Source organism: Paenibacillus sp. JJ-100 (assembly GCF_948329825.1).
In the GTDB taxonomy this organism is placed as follows: domain Bacteria; phylum Bacillota; class Bacilli; order Paenibacillales; family Paenibacillaceae; genus Paenibacillus.
Window position 1 is genome coordinate 332,015 of the sequence record NZ_CAOJCM010000002.1, and the last position, 18,247, is coordinate 350,261.

General features: G+C 45.8%; 16 protein-coding genes. 7 read left to right on the forward strand and 9 right to left on the reverse strand.

What is annotated here, in order from left to right; translation table 11 throughout:
• Positions 1-111: 111 nt before the first annotated feature.
• Positions 112-1,113: a GTP 3',8-cyclase MoaA gene (gene moaA / locus PQG66_RS08105; RefSeq protein WP_272037126.1), complete on the reverse strand. Its 1,002-nt coding sequence runs from the start codon at positions 1,111-1,113 to the stop codon at positions 112-114.
• Between the two features lie 323 nt (positions 1,114-1,436).
• Between moaA and PQG66_RS08110 the strand changes: the two genes are divergently transcribed.
• Genes PQG66_RS08110 through PQG66_RS08125 form a run of 4 tightly spaced genes read left to right on the forward strand, consistent with a single transcriptional unit; the run spans position 1,437 to position 3,900 of the window.
• Positions 1,437-1,670 carry a DUF2249 domain-containing protein gene (locus tag PQG66_RS08110; RefSeq protein ID WP_272037128.1) on the forward strand — a complete coding sequence of 78 codons (234 nt, stop codon included), beginning with the start codon at positions 1,437-1,439 and terminating at the stop codon, positions 1,668-1,670.
• Between the two features lie 17 nt (positions 1,671-1,687).
• The gene (locus tag PQG66_RS08115; protein WP_272037130.1) at positions 1,688-2,329 is read left to right on the forward strand and encodes a DUF2249 domain-containing protein; all 642 of its coding nucleotides are present in this window, start codon (positions 1,688-1,690) and stop codon (positions 2,327-2,329) included.
• A gap of 14 nt (positions 2,330-2,343) precedes the next feature.
• Positions 2,344-3,576 (forward strand): hypothetical protein, encoded by a 1,233-nt coding sequence (locus PQG66_RS08120; RefSeq protein WP_272037132.1) that lies wholly within the window; start codon positions 2,344-2,346, stop codon positions 3,574-3,576.
• A gap of 24 nt (positions 3,577-3,600) precedes the next feature.
• Entirely contained in the window at positions 3,601-3,900 is a 300-nt protein-coding gene (locus PQG66_RS08125) for a metal-sulfur cluster assembly factor (RefSeq protein ID WP_272037134.1), read from the forward strand.
• A gap of 208 nt (positions 3,901-4,108) precedes the next feature.
• Here PQG66_RS08125 and PQG66_RS08130 read toward each other — a convergent pair whose 3' ends face one another.
• The 5 genes from PQG66_RS08130 to PQG66_RS08150 form a co-directional block, all read right to left on the reverse strand.
• Positions 4,109-4,450 carry a cupin domain-containing protein gene (locus PQG66_RS08130; RefSeq protein WP_272037136.1) on the reverse strand — a complete coding sequence of 114 codons (342 nt, stop codon included), beginning with the start codon at positions 4,448-4,450 and terminating at the stop codon, positions 4,109-4,111.
• Positions 4,451-4,624: 174 nt separating this feature from the next.
• A complete protein-coding gene (locus PQG66_RS08135; RefSeq protein WP_272038114.1) occupies positions 4,625-5,599 on the reverse strand; it encodes a sugar kinase in 975 nt (324 codons plus the stop codon).
• A 101-nt stretch (positions 5,600-5,700) separates the two neighbouring features.
• Positions 5,701-6,744 carry an SPFH domain-containing protein gene (locus tag PQG66_RS08140; RefSeq protein ID WP_272037139.1) on the reverse strand — a complete coding sequence of 348 codons (1,044 nt, stop codon included), beginning with the start codon at positions 6,742-6,744 and terminating at the stop codon, positions 5,701-5,703.
• Positions 6,745-6,920: 176 nt separating this feature from the next.
• Complete coding sequence (locus PQG66_RS08145) at positions 6,921-11,291, reverse strand: glycosyl hydrolase 53 family protein (RefSeq protein WP_272037140.1); 4,371 nt, start codon at positions 11,289-11,291, stop codon at positions 6,921-6,923.
• A 293-nt stretch (positions 11,292-11,584) separates the two neighbouring features.
• A complete protein-coding gene (locus tag PQG66_RS08150) occupies positions 11,585-12,304 on the reverse strand; it encodes a YceI family protein (RefSeq protein WP_272037143.1) in 720 nt (239 codons plus the stop codon).
• A gap of 192 nt (positions 12,305-12,496) precedes the next feature.
• On the opposite strand from PQG66_RS08150, the gene PQG66_RS08155 reads away from it, so the two are divergent.
• The 3 genes from PQG66_RS08155 (at position 12,497) to PQG66_RS08165 (ending at position 16,277) form a co-directional block, all read left to right on the forward strand.
• Positions 12,497-13,183, forward strand: coding sequence for a response regulator transcription factor (locus PQG66_RS08155; RefSeq protein WP_272037145.1), 687 nt, complete (start codon positions 12,497-12,499; stop codon positions 13,181-13,183).
• Positions 13,168-14,634: a HAMP domain-containing sensor histidine kinase gene (locus PQG66_RS08160; protein ID WP_272037147.1), complete on the forward strand. Its 1,467-nt coding sequence runs from the start codon at positions 13,168-13,170 to the stop codon at positions 14,632-14,634. Before PQG66_RS08155 ends, PQG66_RS08160 begins: the two co-directional genes overlap by 16 nt.
• Positions 14,635-14,819: 185 nt before the next feature.
• Entirely contained in the window at positions 14,820-16,277 is a 1,458-nt protein-coding gene (locus PQG66_RS08165; protein WP_272037149.1) for a 4-hydroxyphenylacetate 3-hydroxylase family protein, read from the forward strand.
• Positions 16,278-16,330: 53 nt separating this feature from the next.
• Here the strand turns inward: PQG66_RS08165 and PQG66_RS08170 are convergent, their stop codons facing one another.
• Genes PQG66_RS08170 through PQG66_RS08180 form a run of 3 tightly spaced genes read right to left on the reverse strand, consistent with a single transcriptional unit; the run spans position 16,331 to position 18,210 of the window.
• Positions 16,331-16,900: a nitroreductase family protein gene (locus tag PQG66_RS08170; protein ID WP_442955058.1), complete on the reverse strand. Its 570-nt coding sequence runs from the start codon at positions 16,898-16,900 to the stop codon at positions 16,331-16,333.
• Positions 16,901-16,945: 45 nt separating this feature from the next.
• Positions 16,946-17,809: a hypothetical protein gene (locus PQG66_RS08175; RefSeq protein WP_272037151.1), complete on the reverse strand. Its 864-nt coding sequence runs from the start codon at positions 17,807-17,809 to the stop codon at positions 16,946-16,948.
• Positions 17,758-18,210 carry a flavodoxin gene (locus PQG66_RS08180; RefSeq protein ID WP_272037153.1) on the reverse strand — a complete coding sequence of 151 codons (453 nt, stop codon included), beginning with the start codon at positions 18,208-18,210 and terminating at the stop codon, positions 17,758-17,760. The genes PQG66_RS08175 and PQG66_RS08180 overlap by 52 nt, the downstream gene beginning before the upstream one ends.
• Positions 18,211-18,247 lie beyond the last annotated feature (37 nt).

Consider the following 18,247-nt stretch of genomic DNA (forward strand, 5'->3'; position numbering starts at 1 on the left):
ACTGGTAGCACACGTTTGTTTTTCCAGACCTGCCATCCTTGACTTACTATGGTTCTCTTGCCACCCTTGTCTTGCTACTCTTGTCCTGCTACTCTTGCCCTGCTACTCTTCCTATCCTCCGATCTGCGACATATGCCGCAGGGTAGGTGTTCCGTTAATCAGTTGCCCCTTTAAGGCTTTTCCCATGTCATGAGTTTCGGGTTTGGAGCCGAGCGCTTTGTAAAACAAATCCTGTACCGCTTGGTCATTGCCAACAAGGGGACGAACATTGTATTCATCAGACCAGTACAGACATGGCTTAATATTGCCGTCGGCCGTTAACCGAAGCCTATTGCAGCTTCCGCAGAAATGATTACTGACCGGATGGATCAACCCAAAAGTTCCAGCTGCTCCTACGATCCGGTAACTATCTGCTGGACCATTGCCATACACATTACTGCATCTTTCGAATTTCCACTTGTCGCCACAAGTCTTCAGCACATGTTCAAGTGACAGATAGCCCGACTTCCAACCATCCCCACAATCTCCGATCGGCATGTATTCAATAAAACGAATATCAATCGGATCATCCAGCGTCAAGCGTAGAAAATCGTTTACCTCATCGTCATTTACGCCTTTCATAAGTACAACATTTAACTTGATCGGCTGAAATCCAGCCTTTTGACTGGCTTTGATGCCTTCTAACACACGATGTAGGTTGCCGCCCCTTGTAATGTAAGCGAATCGTTCCGGTTTGAGCGAGTCAAAACTAATGTTCACACGTGTCAGACCTGCGTCCTTCAGCATCTCTGCATGGGCTGCCAGATATATGCCATTGGTCGTCAACGCAATGTCTTCAATCCCTGGAATTGCAGATAACATCCCTACCAGTTGATCTAACCCCTTGCGGACTAGTGGTTCACCGCCAGTCAAACGTATTTTCCGTATACCTAGCGGAGCAAGTGCCTGGACAATGGATGTAATCTCTTCAAAGGACAGGATACGTTCTGTCGGTTCAAACTGCATCCCTTCTTCTGGCATGCAATACACACAGCGCAGATTGCAACGATCCGTAACCGATATCCGCAAATAATCATGTACACGTCCAAACGGGTCTACTAGCTTTGAATCCATACAAATACCTCCTTTCTCTTGGGTGCTTTTCAGGAGATTGGATGAAGGAGAACAATTGCTTTCTCACATGTCTGTGAATCATGACGCTAAGCATAAAGATGTCTAACCCAGCTAACTGTGCAAAATATCACAATAACTGGAACATAGCGCACAGTTTCATATTTATGGAAGCTTCTTAATCCTTCTGGTAACTGGACTCTGATTTAAATAAGGCGAGATTATGACAAAATTAAAGGTGTGAGCGAGGTCACACAGCCTTACTTCCTACTTTTCTATAATCAAGTTGCAACACCACACTAATCCCAGGTTCGGAGGAATGACGCATGAACACTTACGCTGCAACCATTAATGCCACGGAGTATCCGCCACATTTGAAACATAAGATTATTTTCGAAACGTTTGATGCCCTTCAGTCTGAAGAATCCATGTTGTTGGTCAATGATCATGATCCAAAACCACTTCGTTTCCAGTTTCAATCGACACATGCTGACGGGTTTGAGTGGGAATATATCGAACAGGGTCCTATAACATTTCAGGTCAAAATTACGAAACGATAGATTGGGGATGCAAAGGAATGGTAAACATTGTGGAACTGGACGTACGTCCTCACCTGAGCAAAAAGATAGAGCCTTTCCAGCTCATTATGGATACCATTAAAGAACTCAAACATGAAGACATATTCGTCCTGCATGCACCGTTCAAGCCGACCCCACTGCTTGGTATTCTTAAACTAAAAGGATATTCCAGTACATCAGAGCGTCAGGAATCCAATCATTGGGTGACTACATTTGTGCATAAAAAAAATAAAATCACTGCTGAGAAAGTCTCTGCGGTGATTCAATCCAACACGACACGTCGGCATGAATTAGCTTCAACATCGTTGAATAACTCTGACTTAGATGATGCCACATCTTCCTGTGAGGGCTATCCCCCAGAGATGACTGTCATCTCGGAATCCGATCTTCTTTCAACACCAGACAAAACATGGACAATGCAGGAGCCGACCATCACTCTGGACAATCGTGGTCTGGAACCGCCTCAGCCTATGATGCGCACACTAGCCGCACTGGAACGCTGTCAACCGGGAGAAGTTATCCTCATACACAACGACCGAGTGCCTGTTTTTTTAATTGAAGAATTGAACCAACACGGTTGTCTCTATGCGGTTGAGGATCAAGCCGATGGTACAGCCAAAGTCAGAATTGAAAAGGGATAAGGGGGGGGCAAGCCATGTCCCGGCTACCGTTTCTTTTTATAAGCACGGGCATCGTTGGATTTGTAATGTATCACGCCTTCTCTCTTCTGTCCCTGACAGGCTGGCTCGGTGATGAATTAAGAGGACCCGAAGGCTGGTTTCATGCTCATCTGTTTGTCCTTGGGTGGGCTACCATGCTGGCGATGGGTGCTGTGTACCAGTTGATACACGTCATTTTGCAAACGAATATTTACAGTACAACACTTGGATACAGTCACTATGTTCTATTTACCATCGGTGCTGTAGGCATGTTCGTCGGCTTTATTCGGGCAGATGTGATCTGGATTGCTGGTTCAGCAACGCTTGCACTATCTGGCATCTTGTTATTTGGCCTGAATATGGCGATCACTCTATTCCAGGCTTCACAATGGAATCCGGTGACGATCAGTGCAGCATGTGCTTGTCTATATCTCGTTCTTACCGGAGTATCCGGCATGCTGATGGGACTGAACTTTGCTGTGGGTGATTGGAATGATCTGCATGAACGATTGTTCGGTGCACATATTTGGATGGGTACCCTCGGGTGGTTTGGCATGTTGATTACCGGATTCAGCTACAAAATGCTGCCGATGTTTTACTTGTCTCATAATTTCTCTATCCGATTGCAAAAGATTGTCCTTCTGCTATGGAATGCCGCTGTCATTACAGGTGTGTTCGCCTTCCTGACAGGAATTAAAGGTGTCTTACTCTGGCTTGCCCTGTTGTTTTTGACAGCTGCATTGATCTGTTATGTATATCATCTGGAACAAATTCAGGAGAAACGGCACAAAAACAATCCAGGACCTGGAATACGCTGGACAGTCTACGTAAGTCGTGCTTTGGCTGTGTATGCTATGGCTCTTTTAATCTATAGTGCGCAGGGGTTGGAACTGCTGCTGGATTCGAGAGTGGTGCTTCTGTCAGGCTGGGTCTACCTTGGTGGTTGGGTTTCTCTGACGATACTCGGGTATGCTTCAAAAATCGTCCCTTTTCTATGGTGGACCTACAAATACGGCAAGTTGGCAGGACGTCCTGGCACCCCGCTCATGGCAAGCATGTTAAGTGAACAAAGGATTCATTGGGGAATTCTAGCGATGGTTGCAGCCAGCCTGCTGCTGGTTAGCGGTATATTGATCAATTTGGCTGAAGTAATGATGGTTGGCGGAACCTTATTATCCATGATTTCGATTGTCTATATAGCCAATATTGCCTTCGTATTCAGACGTTAACAAGATGGATGGAGAGTGAAAAAGGTGGAACAAACATCGCAATTGCTAGAATATTTAAAAGAAGTATATGACCCTGAGCTTGGCGTCAACATCGTTGACCTCGGCCTTGTATATGAAGTGAAAGAGGAGCATGAACGCATACAGGTGCGCATGACGCTCACTACACCAGGCTGTCCGCTCCATGATACGATTGTTGGTGCAGTCAAATGGGTTTTACAACAAAAAATGGACAAAACTGATATTGACGTTCAAGTGGTCTGGGAACCGCAATGGTCTCCGCAGCTGATGTCTAGAGAAGCTAAAGAAATGCTTGGATATTTTTAAACGGTGCTTATCCTTAACGATGTTAGCAGTAATAAGGACGTCAACACCATCCAATTCAATCGGATGAACGACCCATAAAACGTACTCAAGCTCTGATTCATTCAGATCAGGCCGAGGTGCGTTTTTGTGTTTATTCCCTTCCAGCACTTAAAAAAGGAACCCCAATCGGAGTTCCCTCTTATCCTCATTCTTTCAGTTCTTGTTTATATCAAATATCCTTAGCATAGGAAGCTTCCGGCACTTTACTTAGTACCACAAACAACCGAACCTCCGCATCACTGGTGTTATGGAACGCGAATTCAGACTCCCCACCGCAGGACACCACATCTTCTCGTCGTATCTCATGCTCTATTCCGTCCAGAATCAGTGTACCTTCACCTTCTACAACGAGTAACGTAAGTTCTGCACCAGGATGTTTGTGAACTGGAAGCTGTTGACCTGGCAGGAAATGAAGCACGAAGGAGACTCCGCCTCCTTGTTGAAACAATACCCTTTTTGTGAACCGTTCTGTACTGTATGCTTTGACTTCTTGCAACGATGTGATACTCATGTTTATCATCCTCCTGGATTCGTTCTGGTAATGTATACATCTTAACGCCAAAAAGCCTGCATCTCCTTGATTCAAATCAAGTTAACACAGGCTAAAATGTAAGGATTGAAGCATAGCTTCTGTACTCTACGTATCGATATAATATACACAACTATTATAATAGAAGAAACACGTTCAAATAACCAGACGACCTCTCTTCTCTGCAAGCCCAATCGTTGCATGTACACCCGAATTAAACTCCAGAAAATCCTGCTCTACACCGTCACTGAAAATGACTCCATCTTCCGGCATCTGCGAAACAATATGCAGTGGTTGCTTGGCATGAATCTTTCCAAAGACAAGATTCGCTGCAGTCGTTCGGCTCGGAAACGGTTCACGGACCGTAAAATATAAATACGGAGAGTCCCACGTAAAGTCAGTTCTGCCTGCTGTTCCTCTTGACTCGGCTGCTGCTACAGAAGCCATTCCCTCCTCACTGCTCATATGCTGCCACGCTGCCGAACTGACAATGCCTGAAGCACCAGCCATCACGCTCTTGAACCATCCCGTCGATCCCATGCCTGTAGACACGATAATCCCACTGGACGATTGATTTTCAATGGAGTTCCCTAAACGCACTTCGTAACGGGCAGATACATGTGTTTTCCGACCAATAAACAGATCATTAACACCGTACAAATACTGTCCGTCATTCAGCTCAACCTTGGCAAGTGTGACCTCCTTCAGTGCACGTTGCTTACGTATCACATCCGGGACGATGAAGCTTAGATCCTCGACTGTAAATGGCAATAACACCCCATCCCACCGCATTGGGTCTGGATTCACACCAATTAGCGGTTGTTCGGTAACATATTTCAATGTGTTCGCAACTAGACCATCTTGTCCGACCACCACAACGATATCCTGTTCACCAAATATAAAATTCGGTACATGCTCCCGATCAATGACCTGAACACGTCCAAGCTGGCTAAGTTGCTGCTGGGCAAGCTGTATAGATTGCCGATAACGCTGATCTTCCTGAATGTAATCACTGAAATCAGCACCCAGACGTTCAATGTAGAACTGGGCCTGCTGGACCGTATTGTAACGGACAATCAATTCCTCCAACCGAGTTCTTCGTTTGACCAGGATCAGTTTGCGCTCAGTCATGGGACTATCTGGATTGGCCTGCCCTTTCTGACTATCTCGACTTGAGCGATCAGGCTTTGCCTTAGAAGCAGATAATTTGGTTTCTTTTCCCCATCCAAGAATCATCGTGTCACCCCTCCCTTACCTCTTCCTTCTGCAGGTGTCATAAGCCCTTGTAACAGATCAGGTGAAATGTTTAGCTGCCCGATTTTGCCAGCATTCTCAGCCAACTCCTGGAACGCGAGTGCAATCAGTTTGTCTGAATTCATGCCCATATTCGCCATCGCTTGCAAAACATTCGGCTGAACATGTTGGAGCGAATTCATGACAGCTGCAATCTCATACGCCTTCGCGTCCGCTTCAGCATTCTGATTCGCAATCGTCAGTTCAATTAACTGTTGTTTACGCTCCTCCATCGCTGTATTAAACTGCAGCTGCTCTTGCTCCATCTCGTTCTGCTTCTGTCTCACCGAACGCTCAGCCTGCAATTGAGTTTCACGAATTTGCTGTTTCTTTGCCTCCACCGCAATTTCGGTATTCAGTTCGTTTTCTTTCACTCGCCGTTCCTGCTCAATCGAAGCGTTGCGGCGCACATATAAAGCTTCATCCGCCTGTCTTAAAATTTCTTCTCTCGCCTGTGCCTCCAACGCTCGCATCGTTTCCTTATTTGGGAGAATCGCTAGAATGGACAGATTCATCAGCTCTATACCCAGCTTCTCCAGTTCTTCATGCTGCGCGACTTCCCTTTTCATACTACTGGCGAGCCGTTCGCTGGATTGAATGGCTTCTCTTAGCGGCAACTGCTCCAAATATTTCTTGGTGAGCACTTTTGCAATGGTGATCACCCGTTGATCCAGTTTGCCGGGGTCGTCGGACATATATTGATTTTTGCGCAAATTGTATGTGTAATTCAGGCTCTGGGTAATTTTGCGGTAATCCATAATGCGATAGCTGAGTTGTCCTTGTACAGTAACCGTCTGATAATCCGATGTGATCTCCTCGAACATAAACGGTACATCCACTGAAGATACAGGCAATACCACGACCGAAGTCGTCGGTTCATAATAATAAAAAGAAAGACCCACGCCTTCGCGCTGCACCCTGCCGTTCTTCACCTTCATCACATATTCACTCGGTTGAAACTTCACAAATTGGAATCCAAACATGAATCATTCCTCATTTCACAATAATGTCGTTTTGATATTATCGAAATGATAACAAACACTCTTGATATTGTCAATACGACATTAACGTTTTTATCTAAAAAAAGAGACCGAATTCTGAATTCGATCTCTTTCTCATTTAGATCTCAATTTGCTTTTTGTGAAATACGCTGCCGTTTCTAATACAACTGCTCCAGCAATCGCGCTATTGCAACTGCACCTTGGGCCCGATTGGCCGTTTGTTTAGGAGCAAATCTGCTATCAGGCATGCCGTTCAGGACGCCCCGTTGCATCATGGATGTCACAGCCTCTAGTGCATAGTTAGCTATATCTGCTTGATCTTTGAACTGGATCTGATCAGCGTGCACAGTGGTCGAGTTACTCTCATGATTAGCCACTTGCATCGCACGATACAGCATCAATGCCATCTCTTCTCGAGAGATACGATCATTCGCGCCGAATGTTCCATCAGCTCTGCCCTGAACAATGTTCATCGCAAGGCCAGTGCGAACCGCCTCTGCATACCATTGATTGGACTTCACATCCGTCGGCAGCTCTGTCGAAGGGTGAATCTGATTCGCTTTTCCAATCACTTTAACAATCATCTGCAAAAATTGCGCACGGGTCAGCTCACCATGCGGATCAAATCGTGTTGCACTCATTCCTGAAATGATACCTTTACTGTAGAGACTTTGCACTTCTCGAACAGCCCAGGCATGACGCTGCAAGTCTGTTAGAGGTACTTCTGTATTGGTAATCACATAACTGCCAAGTTGAGACGGCTTGAATACCATCGTTGCTGTCACTTGGTCATACTTGGAGTATATTACAGGCTGCAACTCCCCACTTGTAGAGATCAAGTTCACAACCATCACTGTATCTGCGGTTGTCACAGGTTCTATATCGGATAGAACAACTTCAATCGCTCTGTCGCCCCACGGGAATGACTTGTTATTTAAGAGCATATCCACTTGAATAACTGAATGATTAGCCATACTTGATCGCTGTTCAGAAGACACTCTCTCTGCTGAACCTTGCGCAACAACGACATCCAGCGTGTCAGCTGAGTCCGCAATCGTCAACGGCAGTGAACGAAGCGAGATACGGATCGTTGTTTTGCCCACGACTAGATCGACGAACAGCACCTTCTCTGAACGAATCCATGAAGAGAGCTGGCTTGCTGACACTTGGAATGTTACTGCTTTTGAACTGTCAGGTACATCGGCGATCAGCTTCAAGGTACGTTTCTCGGAGTCCATCGATTTCAAAGCCTCAGCAAGATCTACTGTGCTTGGACGCACCATATATCCATCTCCTGTCGCTGTTCCTTTTACACGAATGGAACCGCTCGCTGTTTCATGATCAGGTGATGGTTGAGTCGGAATTACTGCATTGTTAGGATTCGTTGATGGTGAGGATGGCCCCGACGAATGACCTGGCTGAGATGACTGTCCCGTACCTGGGTTAGTAGTCTGGCGTACTAGTTGTGCAATTGCTTCCTTCAGTTTTTGATCAACACTGCTTAAATCTTGTATAGTAGCTTCTACATCTGGGACCAACTGCTGTGCCTGAATCAACACGTTGTTGAATGCACTCCAGCTTGAAGCCGTGTAGTCCGCTTGTTGTAACGCTTCAGCAGAATCAACAGTTGATTTTAATTGGGTTTTGTCAGCCGGGAAGGTCCCGTAAGCCTCAAATTCCATGAACCCCACCCATGTCGGGCCTGTTTTAATCGTCACACGAATATATCGTGCTTCCGTTCCCTCTGGGAGAACATGACTCGGGGATGTGGATACGACAACATCACTTGTGGTATCTACCACTGTCTTGAAATGCTCATTATCAGTGGACGTATCGATTCTATATTTGATACCGCCGCTCCACATCGACATTTCGATTTTCCGCAGATTCGCTATTCGTCCAAGATCTACAGTCCACCACGTATTGTCACCCGGCCCCTGATCTGTCCCCCATGAAGTGTTGGGATTGTCATCAATTGCACCTCCCGGAGAATTGTCTTTCCCCCCGCCATTTCCCGCACTTGTTGAAGATGTGGCGGTTTTACCCGTCGTCAACGCTTCCAGCTTGACCAGATCCGTAAAGGTTTGTTTTAATGTGTCAAGTGCTGAGTTAACCTCGGATTGCAGTGCAGCACCATTGTCTCTGACCCGAATAGCTTCCTGCAAAGCTTGTTGTAAGATCGTCCAGCTTCGGCGTGTGTATGCGGATGCATTTTCCTGTTGCATGAGCTGAATGTACTGATGCAGCTGTGTTTTGTCCACGTCTGACAAAGCCCGAGCGGCTGCTTCAAGGCGTTCTACTGCTTTATTCGCATCTGTCTGTGTAGCTCTCGGGTCAGCCACTACCCCTTTCGCATGCTCCAGCGCTTTACTGAACGTTGTCCATGTAGCAGATGACCAGTCCTTCTGCTGGTACGCTTTTGCTTTTTCAATAGCAGCTTCAAGATCTTCAAGGTTCGGTTTGATCACACCAAGCTGTGACATCACACTTTCGAGTGATGCTGTCGCTGCATTTGTAGTATCTTGAGTTACACCGACCGGTGTATATGCCTGAGCATATACGCTCTCCGCAGCTTGGATCGCTGGTTCCAGCGCACCCCAAGTTTCTGATGTGAAATCACTTTCTACCAGTGATCTCGCCCGTGTCAGTGCTGCTGCCAGATGTTGCCGGTCTGCCGGCATCTGCTCCATCCCTCTTTTGTACACATCAAGAGACGGCAGCGCTCTACCTTCATATGAATGTCCACCATTCGCTGGAAACTCATCGTAATCAAACATGCCCTGGTTCTCCCAGGCATCGCCTTCGGACGCAATCCAGCCTACACCTGCCGGAATCCATGCGGGTTCCCAGTAAAAGAAACCTGCACCACGATGATTTGGTACGTTGGCAATCATGTCCATAATCCCTGCGATCGCATCATGTTGACCTTGGACGGTTGCCGGGAACGTTGCCCCTCCAGTAAGGAGCGCTTGATCGGATCCAATAATATTTCCGTGTGCGTCCCCATTCTTATAGGTGAACGGATAGGACGTTTCGGCAATAATCACGTCTTTTCCAAACATGTCAGACACTTCGTTCATCGTTCTCTGTACATCAGCAAATGTTCCATGCCAGAACGGATAATACGAAAGTCCGATGATGTCATAATCAGAATGAAGACCTTCTTCCTTCAGCTTCTCGAAATACCATTTGAATGTCTCGACCTTACCGCCTTCGGCCAGATGGATCATGATCTTTGCCCGGTCGGCTTCGTTGATGTTGTTCCCTTCTACTGCACGAACCCCAGCAATCCCCTGCTTTAGCAAAGCTGCATTTTCCTTAAAATTCACATCGCTGCTTAATCCATTGAGGAGACCACTGTTGATCTCGTTACCAATCTGCACCATATCCGGCATGGCGCCTGCCTTCTTCATATCTCCAACCACTTCAACAGTGTAATCGTACACCGCTTTTTTCAGCTCTTCAAAATTTAACGTTTCCCAAGCTTTTGGCCTGAGCTGTTGACCGGGGTGGGCCCATTCATCCGAATAATGGAAGTCAAGCAGCACCTTGTATCCTTTTTGCTTCGCCCGTACAGCCATTCGGATCACATCAGCCTTATCGTTGTAACCACCTGATTTTTGTGGATCATTCCACAGACGCAAACGCACATAATTGACACCGCGATCTTTGAGAATATCGAGCAAATCCCGTTCTGTCCCGTTGCGATCGATATACTTTCCGCCCTTATCTTCAATCGCTGTAAGAGTGGAAATATCGACGCCCCTCACATAATCTGATCGATACCCTTGTACGATGACCTTGGCTTCAGGTCTATTCACGGTACCGTATACGGAACCTGTAACAGAAAATTCACCTGTCTTTTCATATTGCGACTCCATTATATGGTCCCAAGTCACAGAAACCATACCCGATTTGCCATTAATATAGTTGGCTTCCACTTCTGTGGGCAGAACCGGGGCATTTCTCGGGAACGTGTTTACTTGAACCGGATTATAATTCACGATGTCGGCTGGGTCCATCCCCTCTGATTCTCCCCAAACATTGAACTCCAATATTTGAGGCCACGCTCCTGCTTCCTTGTAAAAAAATAATTGAAGTCTGATATAACGTACATCGTTTTGCTTAAACGTCAGATTGGCTATCTGTTGTGAATTCGTATTATTTCGTTGATTCGCAACCGTTGTCCATTGCTGCTGGTCGGCTGACGTTTCGACTAAATAGTGTACTAGCGTGTCCTCTCTCCATTTGATTTCCGCTCCGGAAAGATTGTACATCTCTCCCAGATCAATCATAACCCACTCCGGTTTTTCTGTAGTTACTCCCGCTTGTGCACTCCAATGGGTATCTGCTTTCCCATCCACCAAATGCTCTTTGCTACTCTCCCATTCTTTATATTCCGAACTCACCGTTACCGTCTTGTTCAGTGCCACATTAGATATTGCTGCCGCAGCTGGTCTCGCAATCAGACTCAGATCACAGAATAGCAACAACAAAACAAGACAACCGCATATGTACTTCTTTATCACCCTTGATCTCCCCTTCTCGTGTTTGTTTTGTGCTTGGATCAATGAATGTCATGAATCCTTCCCATTGTAAGCGCTTCATGAATGCAAGCAACACGGTATTTTTGAAAGGAACCAGCAGTTATTTTAACCATGTAGACTTTCCTGATCATAATCTGTTACATTGCAATCCATTTATCTGTAGATCTGTAGATTCCAGCAAAACTAAAAAATCTGTTGGTCCGCCCATAGGCGAAGCACAACAGATTTAGCAAAGTCACACGTTATGATTCATTTCATTCGAGATATGATTATTTTTATTTGGCTAGCTTCAATTCCAGACGCACTTCGATATCATTTTCAGTTGAGAGCACAACGGAGTGGGGATTCTCCATCCCAAAATCTTCAAATGTAACCATGGTGGTGCCTGATAGCAACAATTCATTATTATCGTAAACCGCTTTGGCGTCAAACGTGACTTCTTTTTCGATACCTTTTACCGTCAGGTTGCCTTTCATATTCAGATCGATCGGCTCACCCTCTGTCCATTCGGTAGGCATACCTTCAAATGATGTTGCTTTAAATGTAGCTTGCGGATATTGAGCCATATCGAAAAAGTCCGCATCCTTCACATGTTCGTCCCGCTGACCATTGCCAGAATCAATGCCGTTCATCTCAATCTTTCCTTCAGCTTCTGACTGAGTAGGGTCATTCACGTTGATTGTCCATTTTCCATTAACCTGTTCGTTTACAAAATTTACTGTTTCCCGCGAAGTAGTGACTGAGAAATATACTTTGGAGCCCTGACTGATATTCCAATCTCCGTTCAACTGCTCTGCTCCAACCTTTTGTTGATCCACTGTTGTTCCTGTGCTGCTATCCGCGCTAGTAGTAGAAGCTGCCGTGCTTGCCGGGATGACCTGTTCGATCTCCACGTTGTTTCCCAAGTAACTATTCGTAAAGTAGTAACCGCCCCCACCAATGATGGCTACTGCAGCGATCCCTGTGATAATCCATGTATTCGTCTTTTTACTCATCTCTATAATTCCTCCAGTACAGTATGGTTTAACCTAGCCCATGGATTGCATCATAACAGCCCAATGTGTCAGGAAGAAGTCAAGATCAGATTGATTTCTTTCTTTTTCAAAACCTCAAATCAGGATTGGCTTTATACCTCGCCTCATGTAAAATCAGTAAACAAGCTTGTCTGTGAAAGGAGAACACCTGGTTTGAAATCTGTACTTATCGTAGAAGACGAGCAAGCAATTGCACGTGTTTTGGCTGCTTATCTAAAAAAAGCTGAATTTGAAGTATATCTTGCAGGAGATGGACCGACGGCCTTAACGGTTTTTGATTCTGTGAATCCTTCCATTGTACTGCTGGACGTCTTGCTACCTGAAATGGATGGATGGGATCTGTTACGAATTATCCGGGAAAAGAGCACTTGTCCCGTTATTATGTTAACTGCACTAGACGATATATCAGATCGCCTTAACGGGTTAAATGCAGGTGCTGATGATTATATGAGCAAACCGTTTGTACCCGAGGAAGTCGTTGCTCGCGTAAATGCTGTATTGCGACGGAATCCGCACTGGACTTCTGGGGGCGAGGACAGACGTTCTTTCGGCAATCTGGTCATTGATCTTGCGGCGAAGCAAGTACTGCTGAATGGTGCTGAAGTTGCACTGACGCCGCGTGACTTGTCTCTGCTTCTTTTTCTCTCCGAGCATCCTAACCGCACGTTCACTAGAGATCATCTGATTGAACAAGTATGGGGATTAGATTACGAGGGTAGTGATCGTGCCGTAGATTTATCGATTAAACGACTGCGTCAGGCCCTCTCCCACTGGACCACCGAAACGGGAGAAATCCGAACGCTACGAGGAATGGGGTATCAATTTTGGATCGCCAACTGACATCATCAAGGCGTAAGCGTTCGACCTCCATTTTGTCACATTGGACGCTGCGATATTTCCTGATTCTATGTATTGGGTTCACCGTTATTGCTGCGGGTGCGCTTTATTGGATACGAACCACTTCGATAGAGAAAGGTCTAAAGACGGCTGAGTTGCTCGGTTTGGAGATTGCTGACCGGGTAACCGTCAAGGATCATCAACTTCAGGTTCCGCCTAATTTGAACATGATTGTTAGCAAACGCGAAAAACTGTTTAATACTGATCACTATTTTTGCGTTATGGTACTGGATCAGAACAATAAACTGGTCTTTTCTCAGCCTGAAATGCAACAAAAAGACGTCTATTACCGGCTCTCGGATGATTTCCTCGAACCACGAAATAACAAATATGCTGGTGTGATGGTGGATATCGCTGATGGGAATCAAGTTATGGGTAAAGTATGGGTTATGCAATCCAAACAATCTATCACGTTCGGGCCTGAGACGATATGGCTTGTTGCGCTGATTTTTGGAGGTCTTATTCTCTGCGGCTGGCTTACGATCTACTTGCTATCCCGTAAATTATCACGACCAATACGTCAGGTGGCCTATGCTGCACAACAAATCCGCAGTGGCAATTACGATGTAAGTCTGACGCTCAACACACGAGAGCGTGAGATCAACGAGCTTGTCAGCTCTTTTGGTGATATGGCAACACGTCTACATCAACTCGAAGAATGGCGCACACTTTCTCTCGCCGGAGTCAGTCATGAACTCAAAACACCTGTTACTTCGATCAAAGGCCTGGTTATGGCTGTGCGGGACGACGTGGTCAATCCACAAGAGGGTAAAGAGTTTCTAGATATCGCCTTGAAAGAGTCCGAACGTATGGAGCGTATGATTGCAGATTTATTGGATTATAATGCCATGACTGCTGGAAGTGTTACGGTTCGCAAAGAACGAACCGATCTGAAACTGTTGGTTGGAGAAATTGTTCACCAATGGAAGATTGCATATGAAGAACACATGCCAGAGGTTCAGCTACATGTACCGCAAGGCTCACTGTATGTGATGGGTGATGCGCTTCGAATACAGCAGATTATCGTAAACTTGCTTAACAATGGCTTGCACGCAACTCCTCCTGGGCAACAAGCTCAGTTCCATATACATGTGCGTGCGGCAAAGAACATGCTACATGTGGATGTGCAAGATAATGGTACAGGTATTTCGTTAGAAGATCAGCCAAAGATTTTCGAACGCTTCTACCGGGGAGAGCTAAAAAAACGTCGTAATCGTGGTCTGGGTCTCGGACTAACTTACAGCCGCCTCTTGGCACATGAACAAGGTGGTGAGTTAACTCTGGTCTCCAGCAGTCCGGAGGGAAGCTTGTTCAGGTTAAGTTTGCCGCGCTGGGTTTCGCAGGAGGAAATGCAGATTTCGGAGAAAGCCTATCGTTCAACTGTTCAAGCTTAGTTGCTATATTCAAGGAGCCCCGATGGGCTCCTTTTCTTTATGTATTTTACCAATAATGATAATTATAGTTAAAACTTTAATGCAAGTTTTCATCTCTGGTCGTTAGCACACCAGACAGTACTTTCACGTAGAATAGGGTTAGAAACGAGAGTGCTCATGAACCAAGAACCCAGAGGTGAAGATGAATGCCCGCTAAAAATGGCATACAGTATTGTGAACGAATTGATGCTCAGACCGTGCCATGCTGGTACAAAGGAGAACTGCTTCCTGGCAAACGCTCGGAGCATATCGCCTTTTCTGGCTTAATGAAAACACAGATGAACATGTACGATCTCCAGTTTGATCCCGAAGTGACAGACCGGATGTTGTACGACTCCCCAGCGGATGGCAAACCTGTAGGCATGTCCTTCCTGCCTCCAACACATGCCAACGATCTTCGCAGGCGACGTGAGGCTATGACGATATGGGCTCAGACCCATCACGGTTTTCTGGGACGTTCACCCGATTACATGAACACAGCAATCATGGCCTTTTATACTGCTGCCGATCTATTAAATGAGCTGTCACCTCAATACGCCGATAATCTAAAAAATTATTATGCGTATTGCCGTGATAACGACATTACGTTATCCCACGCCTTCATTCAACCGTATGCGAGCAAACTTTCAGGACAATTGGATACGACAGAAGATGCTATAGCAGCCAAAGTTGTGGATCGGACAGATGAGGGACTTATTATTAATGGTGCGTTCATGATGGCAACTCAGGCCGCTACATCTGACGAAATTTTTGTGTATCCTTCTCCATCGCCTGCGCCTTTTGATGATGAAAACCCTTTTTCTTTTTCTTTTGCCGTTCCCAATGATCTGCCAGGCATCAGTCTGATCTCTAGAGATACGTATGCAGATGAATCCAAATATAACTATCCCTTAAGCTCACGCTATGAAGAAATGGATAACATCGTCATCTTTGACCATGTGCTTGTGCCACATGATCGTATCTTTTTTGCCGGTGATGAGCAAATGTCGTCAACACTTTTTAAAGAAAGTCATTTCCACATCCATGCTGGACACCAGGTGCTAAGCCGTTATATTGCCAAAACTGAATTTGTACTCGGAACGATTCAATTACTTATCGATACGCTTGATTTGAATTACGAAACCCATGTTGTAGAAAAAACAGCGCGTGCTCTCGCGGGGCTCGAATCATTAAAAGCTCTGGCTATTGCTGCTGAAGCAGGTGCTATACCGGACGGAAGAGGATTTATTCTGCCCGCACCCAAACCACTGATGGCTGCCAATCTGATCTACCCCAAACTGTATCCAGAGATGATTGAGATTTTACAGTTACTTAGTTCCAGCGGTATGATCATGGTTCCTCAGGAAGAGGATTTTCATTCCGGATCGGCTGAGTCTCTGAATCTCTATCTCAAAGGCTCGGACATGGAATCCAAGGAACGTAACGCGTTGTTCCGTCTGATCTGGGAACTTGGGGCAGGTTCGTTTGGGGGCAGACAGACACAGTTTGAACGATTTTTCTTTGGTAATACCATTACGGTCTCAAACCGCTTATATTCAGCCGGTTCTTATGATGCATCACAACGAGAACGGGTTCGTCAATTCCTAGCAAACCATGTACGATAGCATATAAAATTCCGGTAAGTTAGCGGGCAACGAATTCAGAGACTCGTTGCCCTTCAGACCAGATGGTCGTATACCGTCATGAGTTCAGAGGCTGGTTTCCCTACCTCCACACCGGAAGATAATCCACACCGATCTCCATAACCGATGTGAAATACGCCCAGAACCCTTTCTTTGGAATTGAGTCCCATCAAGTTCATGAATACCGGGTGCTGCTGATAATCATTCATTTTCCAGATTGCATGTAAACCTTGTTCCGCAGCCAGAATGCAGAATCGTTTGCTCCATGCCTTCGCGGACAGGACATGATCCTCTTGGGTATTGCTCGGTGCAACGACGACCAGGTGGGCTGGGATCGCTTCGGTATATTGATATGCGGCCCAGCCTCCGTGGCGATCTGCCAGATGAGGTGGATAACTCTGTCTGACAGCTTCCATATATAGCTGTCTTCCTTCACCGGAAAACAGCATAAAACGCCAGGGTACGGGACTCGTAACATATAAAGAGGGATCAGCTTCATCCAGAAGATTTCTAATGATCGATGGAGGTACAGGCATGGAGCTGAATTCACATGTTCCTGCTTTTCTTTTTCCGCTGCTGCTATCTTGTCTATATAACATTTTCACCTGCGTTCCCTCCCCGTATAACGGTTATTCTAATGTATTCAACGATTACATTAACCATGTTTTATGAGGCTTAGACCCTTCCGTTCTCCATCGATCTACTTCTTCATGAACTCGCATTCTGTCTTTAGCAGTAAAGTGCCTCGACACTTGCTCTTCTGCCTTAGGCATACTGTCTCGAACAAGACGGATATAATCCATAGAACGCTGTAACGATTGGCGACCTGGAATATACCTGATCTTACGTCCTTCCAACAAACAATAAACTTCAATCATCCCTGGCAACTTGCCAAACGCTTCCCAGCAAAAGACGCTAACCATATGTTGAAAGGCTTCCACAACGTTGGCATCATGAACAACTAAATACTTCTGAATCAATAGATTGTCCCAACCATCTGGCTGCCAGGCCGCGTGAAAGATCATGGACAAACTCATCTGTAGAGAAGGCACTTCTGTTTTCCATTGTTCAAACAAAATGGCGGGGTGCTTCAAATCATCATTAGCCGCAACGACGAGTGATAGCTCGTCGATCAATTTTTGCTTGACATCCCAGTAATGAAGAATGGAATCGAAACCATCTGTCTTTCTTGGCCACCATTTTTCGAGTACATATTGAATCGGGATTTCTTTACGAACGTCGGGGGATACACTGTAAAAATAATTGATTGCATGGCTCACCGCATATTGCACACGATGTCTCCACTGGAGTACCGGACGCTGCTCAGCAGAAGGTTCAGGGCGGATGAACCGATGCGGACTGCGCAGCATTTCTTCCAGCTTGTAGTCTTCAAGCAAACGTTCAGGAAACTCATTGTTCCTCTGTGCCGTTACGGTAGAACCATCTGGCTGCAGCATTTCCATCAGGATACCTGTACGTCTGTCGCAGTAAAACGTCTGCCGAAATCCCGGCACATCTCTTTCTCCTGCTCCAGCGGACTATATTCAATTTTCAACATTTCTGATGATACTTCCGCCCCACGCTCTAGCAGCTTCTTGGCTGTAAGATCAACCGCCCCGCAAAATTGTTCGTAGGAAGTATCACCGCTTCCGAAAACTGCCGCTCTCTTGCCACTAAGATCAAGCTCATCCAGTTCTTCGTAAAAGTCTAAAAATTCATCCGGTAATTCACCATCTCCCCATGTGTAGACACCAATCATAAATCCGTCATATTTCAGAACTTCCGCGGCATTAAAATCTGTTACAGACTTCAGATCAACTTCATAACCGCTTTGTGTGATGCCTTCCACAATGAGTTCCGCAATCTCTTCGGTATTCCCTGTCATACTTGCATAAGCCACTAACCATTTAGCCATCTATTGTCCCTCACTTTGGTTTCGTTATGTTATAGGA

Excerpts from the sequence above, each read along its gene's own strand:
- moaA (WP_272037126.1), bottom strand. The coding sequence starts at position 1,113 with ATGGATTCAAAGCTAGTAGACCCGTTTGGACGTGTACATGATTATTTG.
- PQG66_RS08110 (WP_272037128.1), top strand. The coding sequence starts at position 1,437 with ATGAACACTTACGCTGCAACCATTAATGCCACGGAGTATCCGCCACAT.
- PQG66_RS08115 (WP_272037130.1), top strand. The coding sequence starts at position 1,688 with ATGGTAAACATTGTGGAACTGGACGTACGTCCTCACCTGAGCAAAAAG.
- PQG66_RS08120 (WP_272037132.1), top strand. The coding sequence starts at position 2,344 with ATGTCCCGGCTACCGTTTCTTTTTATAAGCACGGGCATCGTTGGATTT.
- PQG66_RS08130 (WP_272037136.1), bottom strand. The coding sequence starts at position 4,450 with ATGAGTATCACATCGTTGCAAGAAGTCAAAGCATACAGTACAGAACGG.
- PQG66_RS08135 (WP_272038114.1), bottom strand. The coding sequence starts at position 5,599 with ATGACTGAGCGCAAACTGATCCTGGTCAAACGAAGAACTCGGTTGGAG.
- PQG66_RS08140 (WP_272037139.1), bottom strand. The coding sequence starts at position 6,744 with ATGTTTGGATTCCAATTTGTGAAGTTTCAACCGAGTGAATATGTGATG.
- PQG66_RS08150 (WP_272037143.1), bottom strand. The coding sequence starts at position 12,304 with ATGAGTAAAAAGACGAATACATGGATTATCACAGGGATCGCTGCAGTA.
- PQG66_RS08165 (WP_272037149.1), top strand. The coding sequence starts at position 14,820 with ATGCCCGCTAAAAATGGCATACAGTATTGTGAACGAATTGATGCTCAG.
- PQG66_RS08180 (WP_272037153.1), bottom strand. The coding sequence starts at position 18,210 with ATGGCTAAATGGTTAGTGGCTTATGCAAGTATGACAGGGAATACCGAA.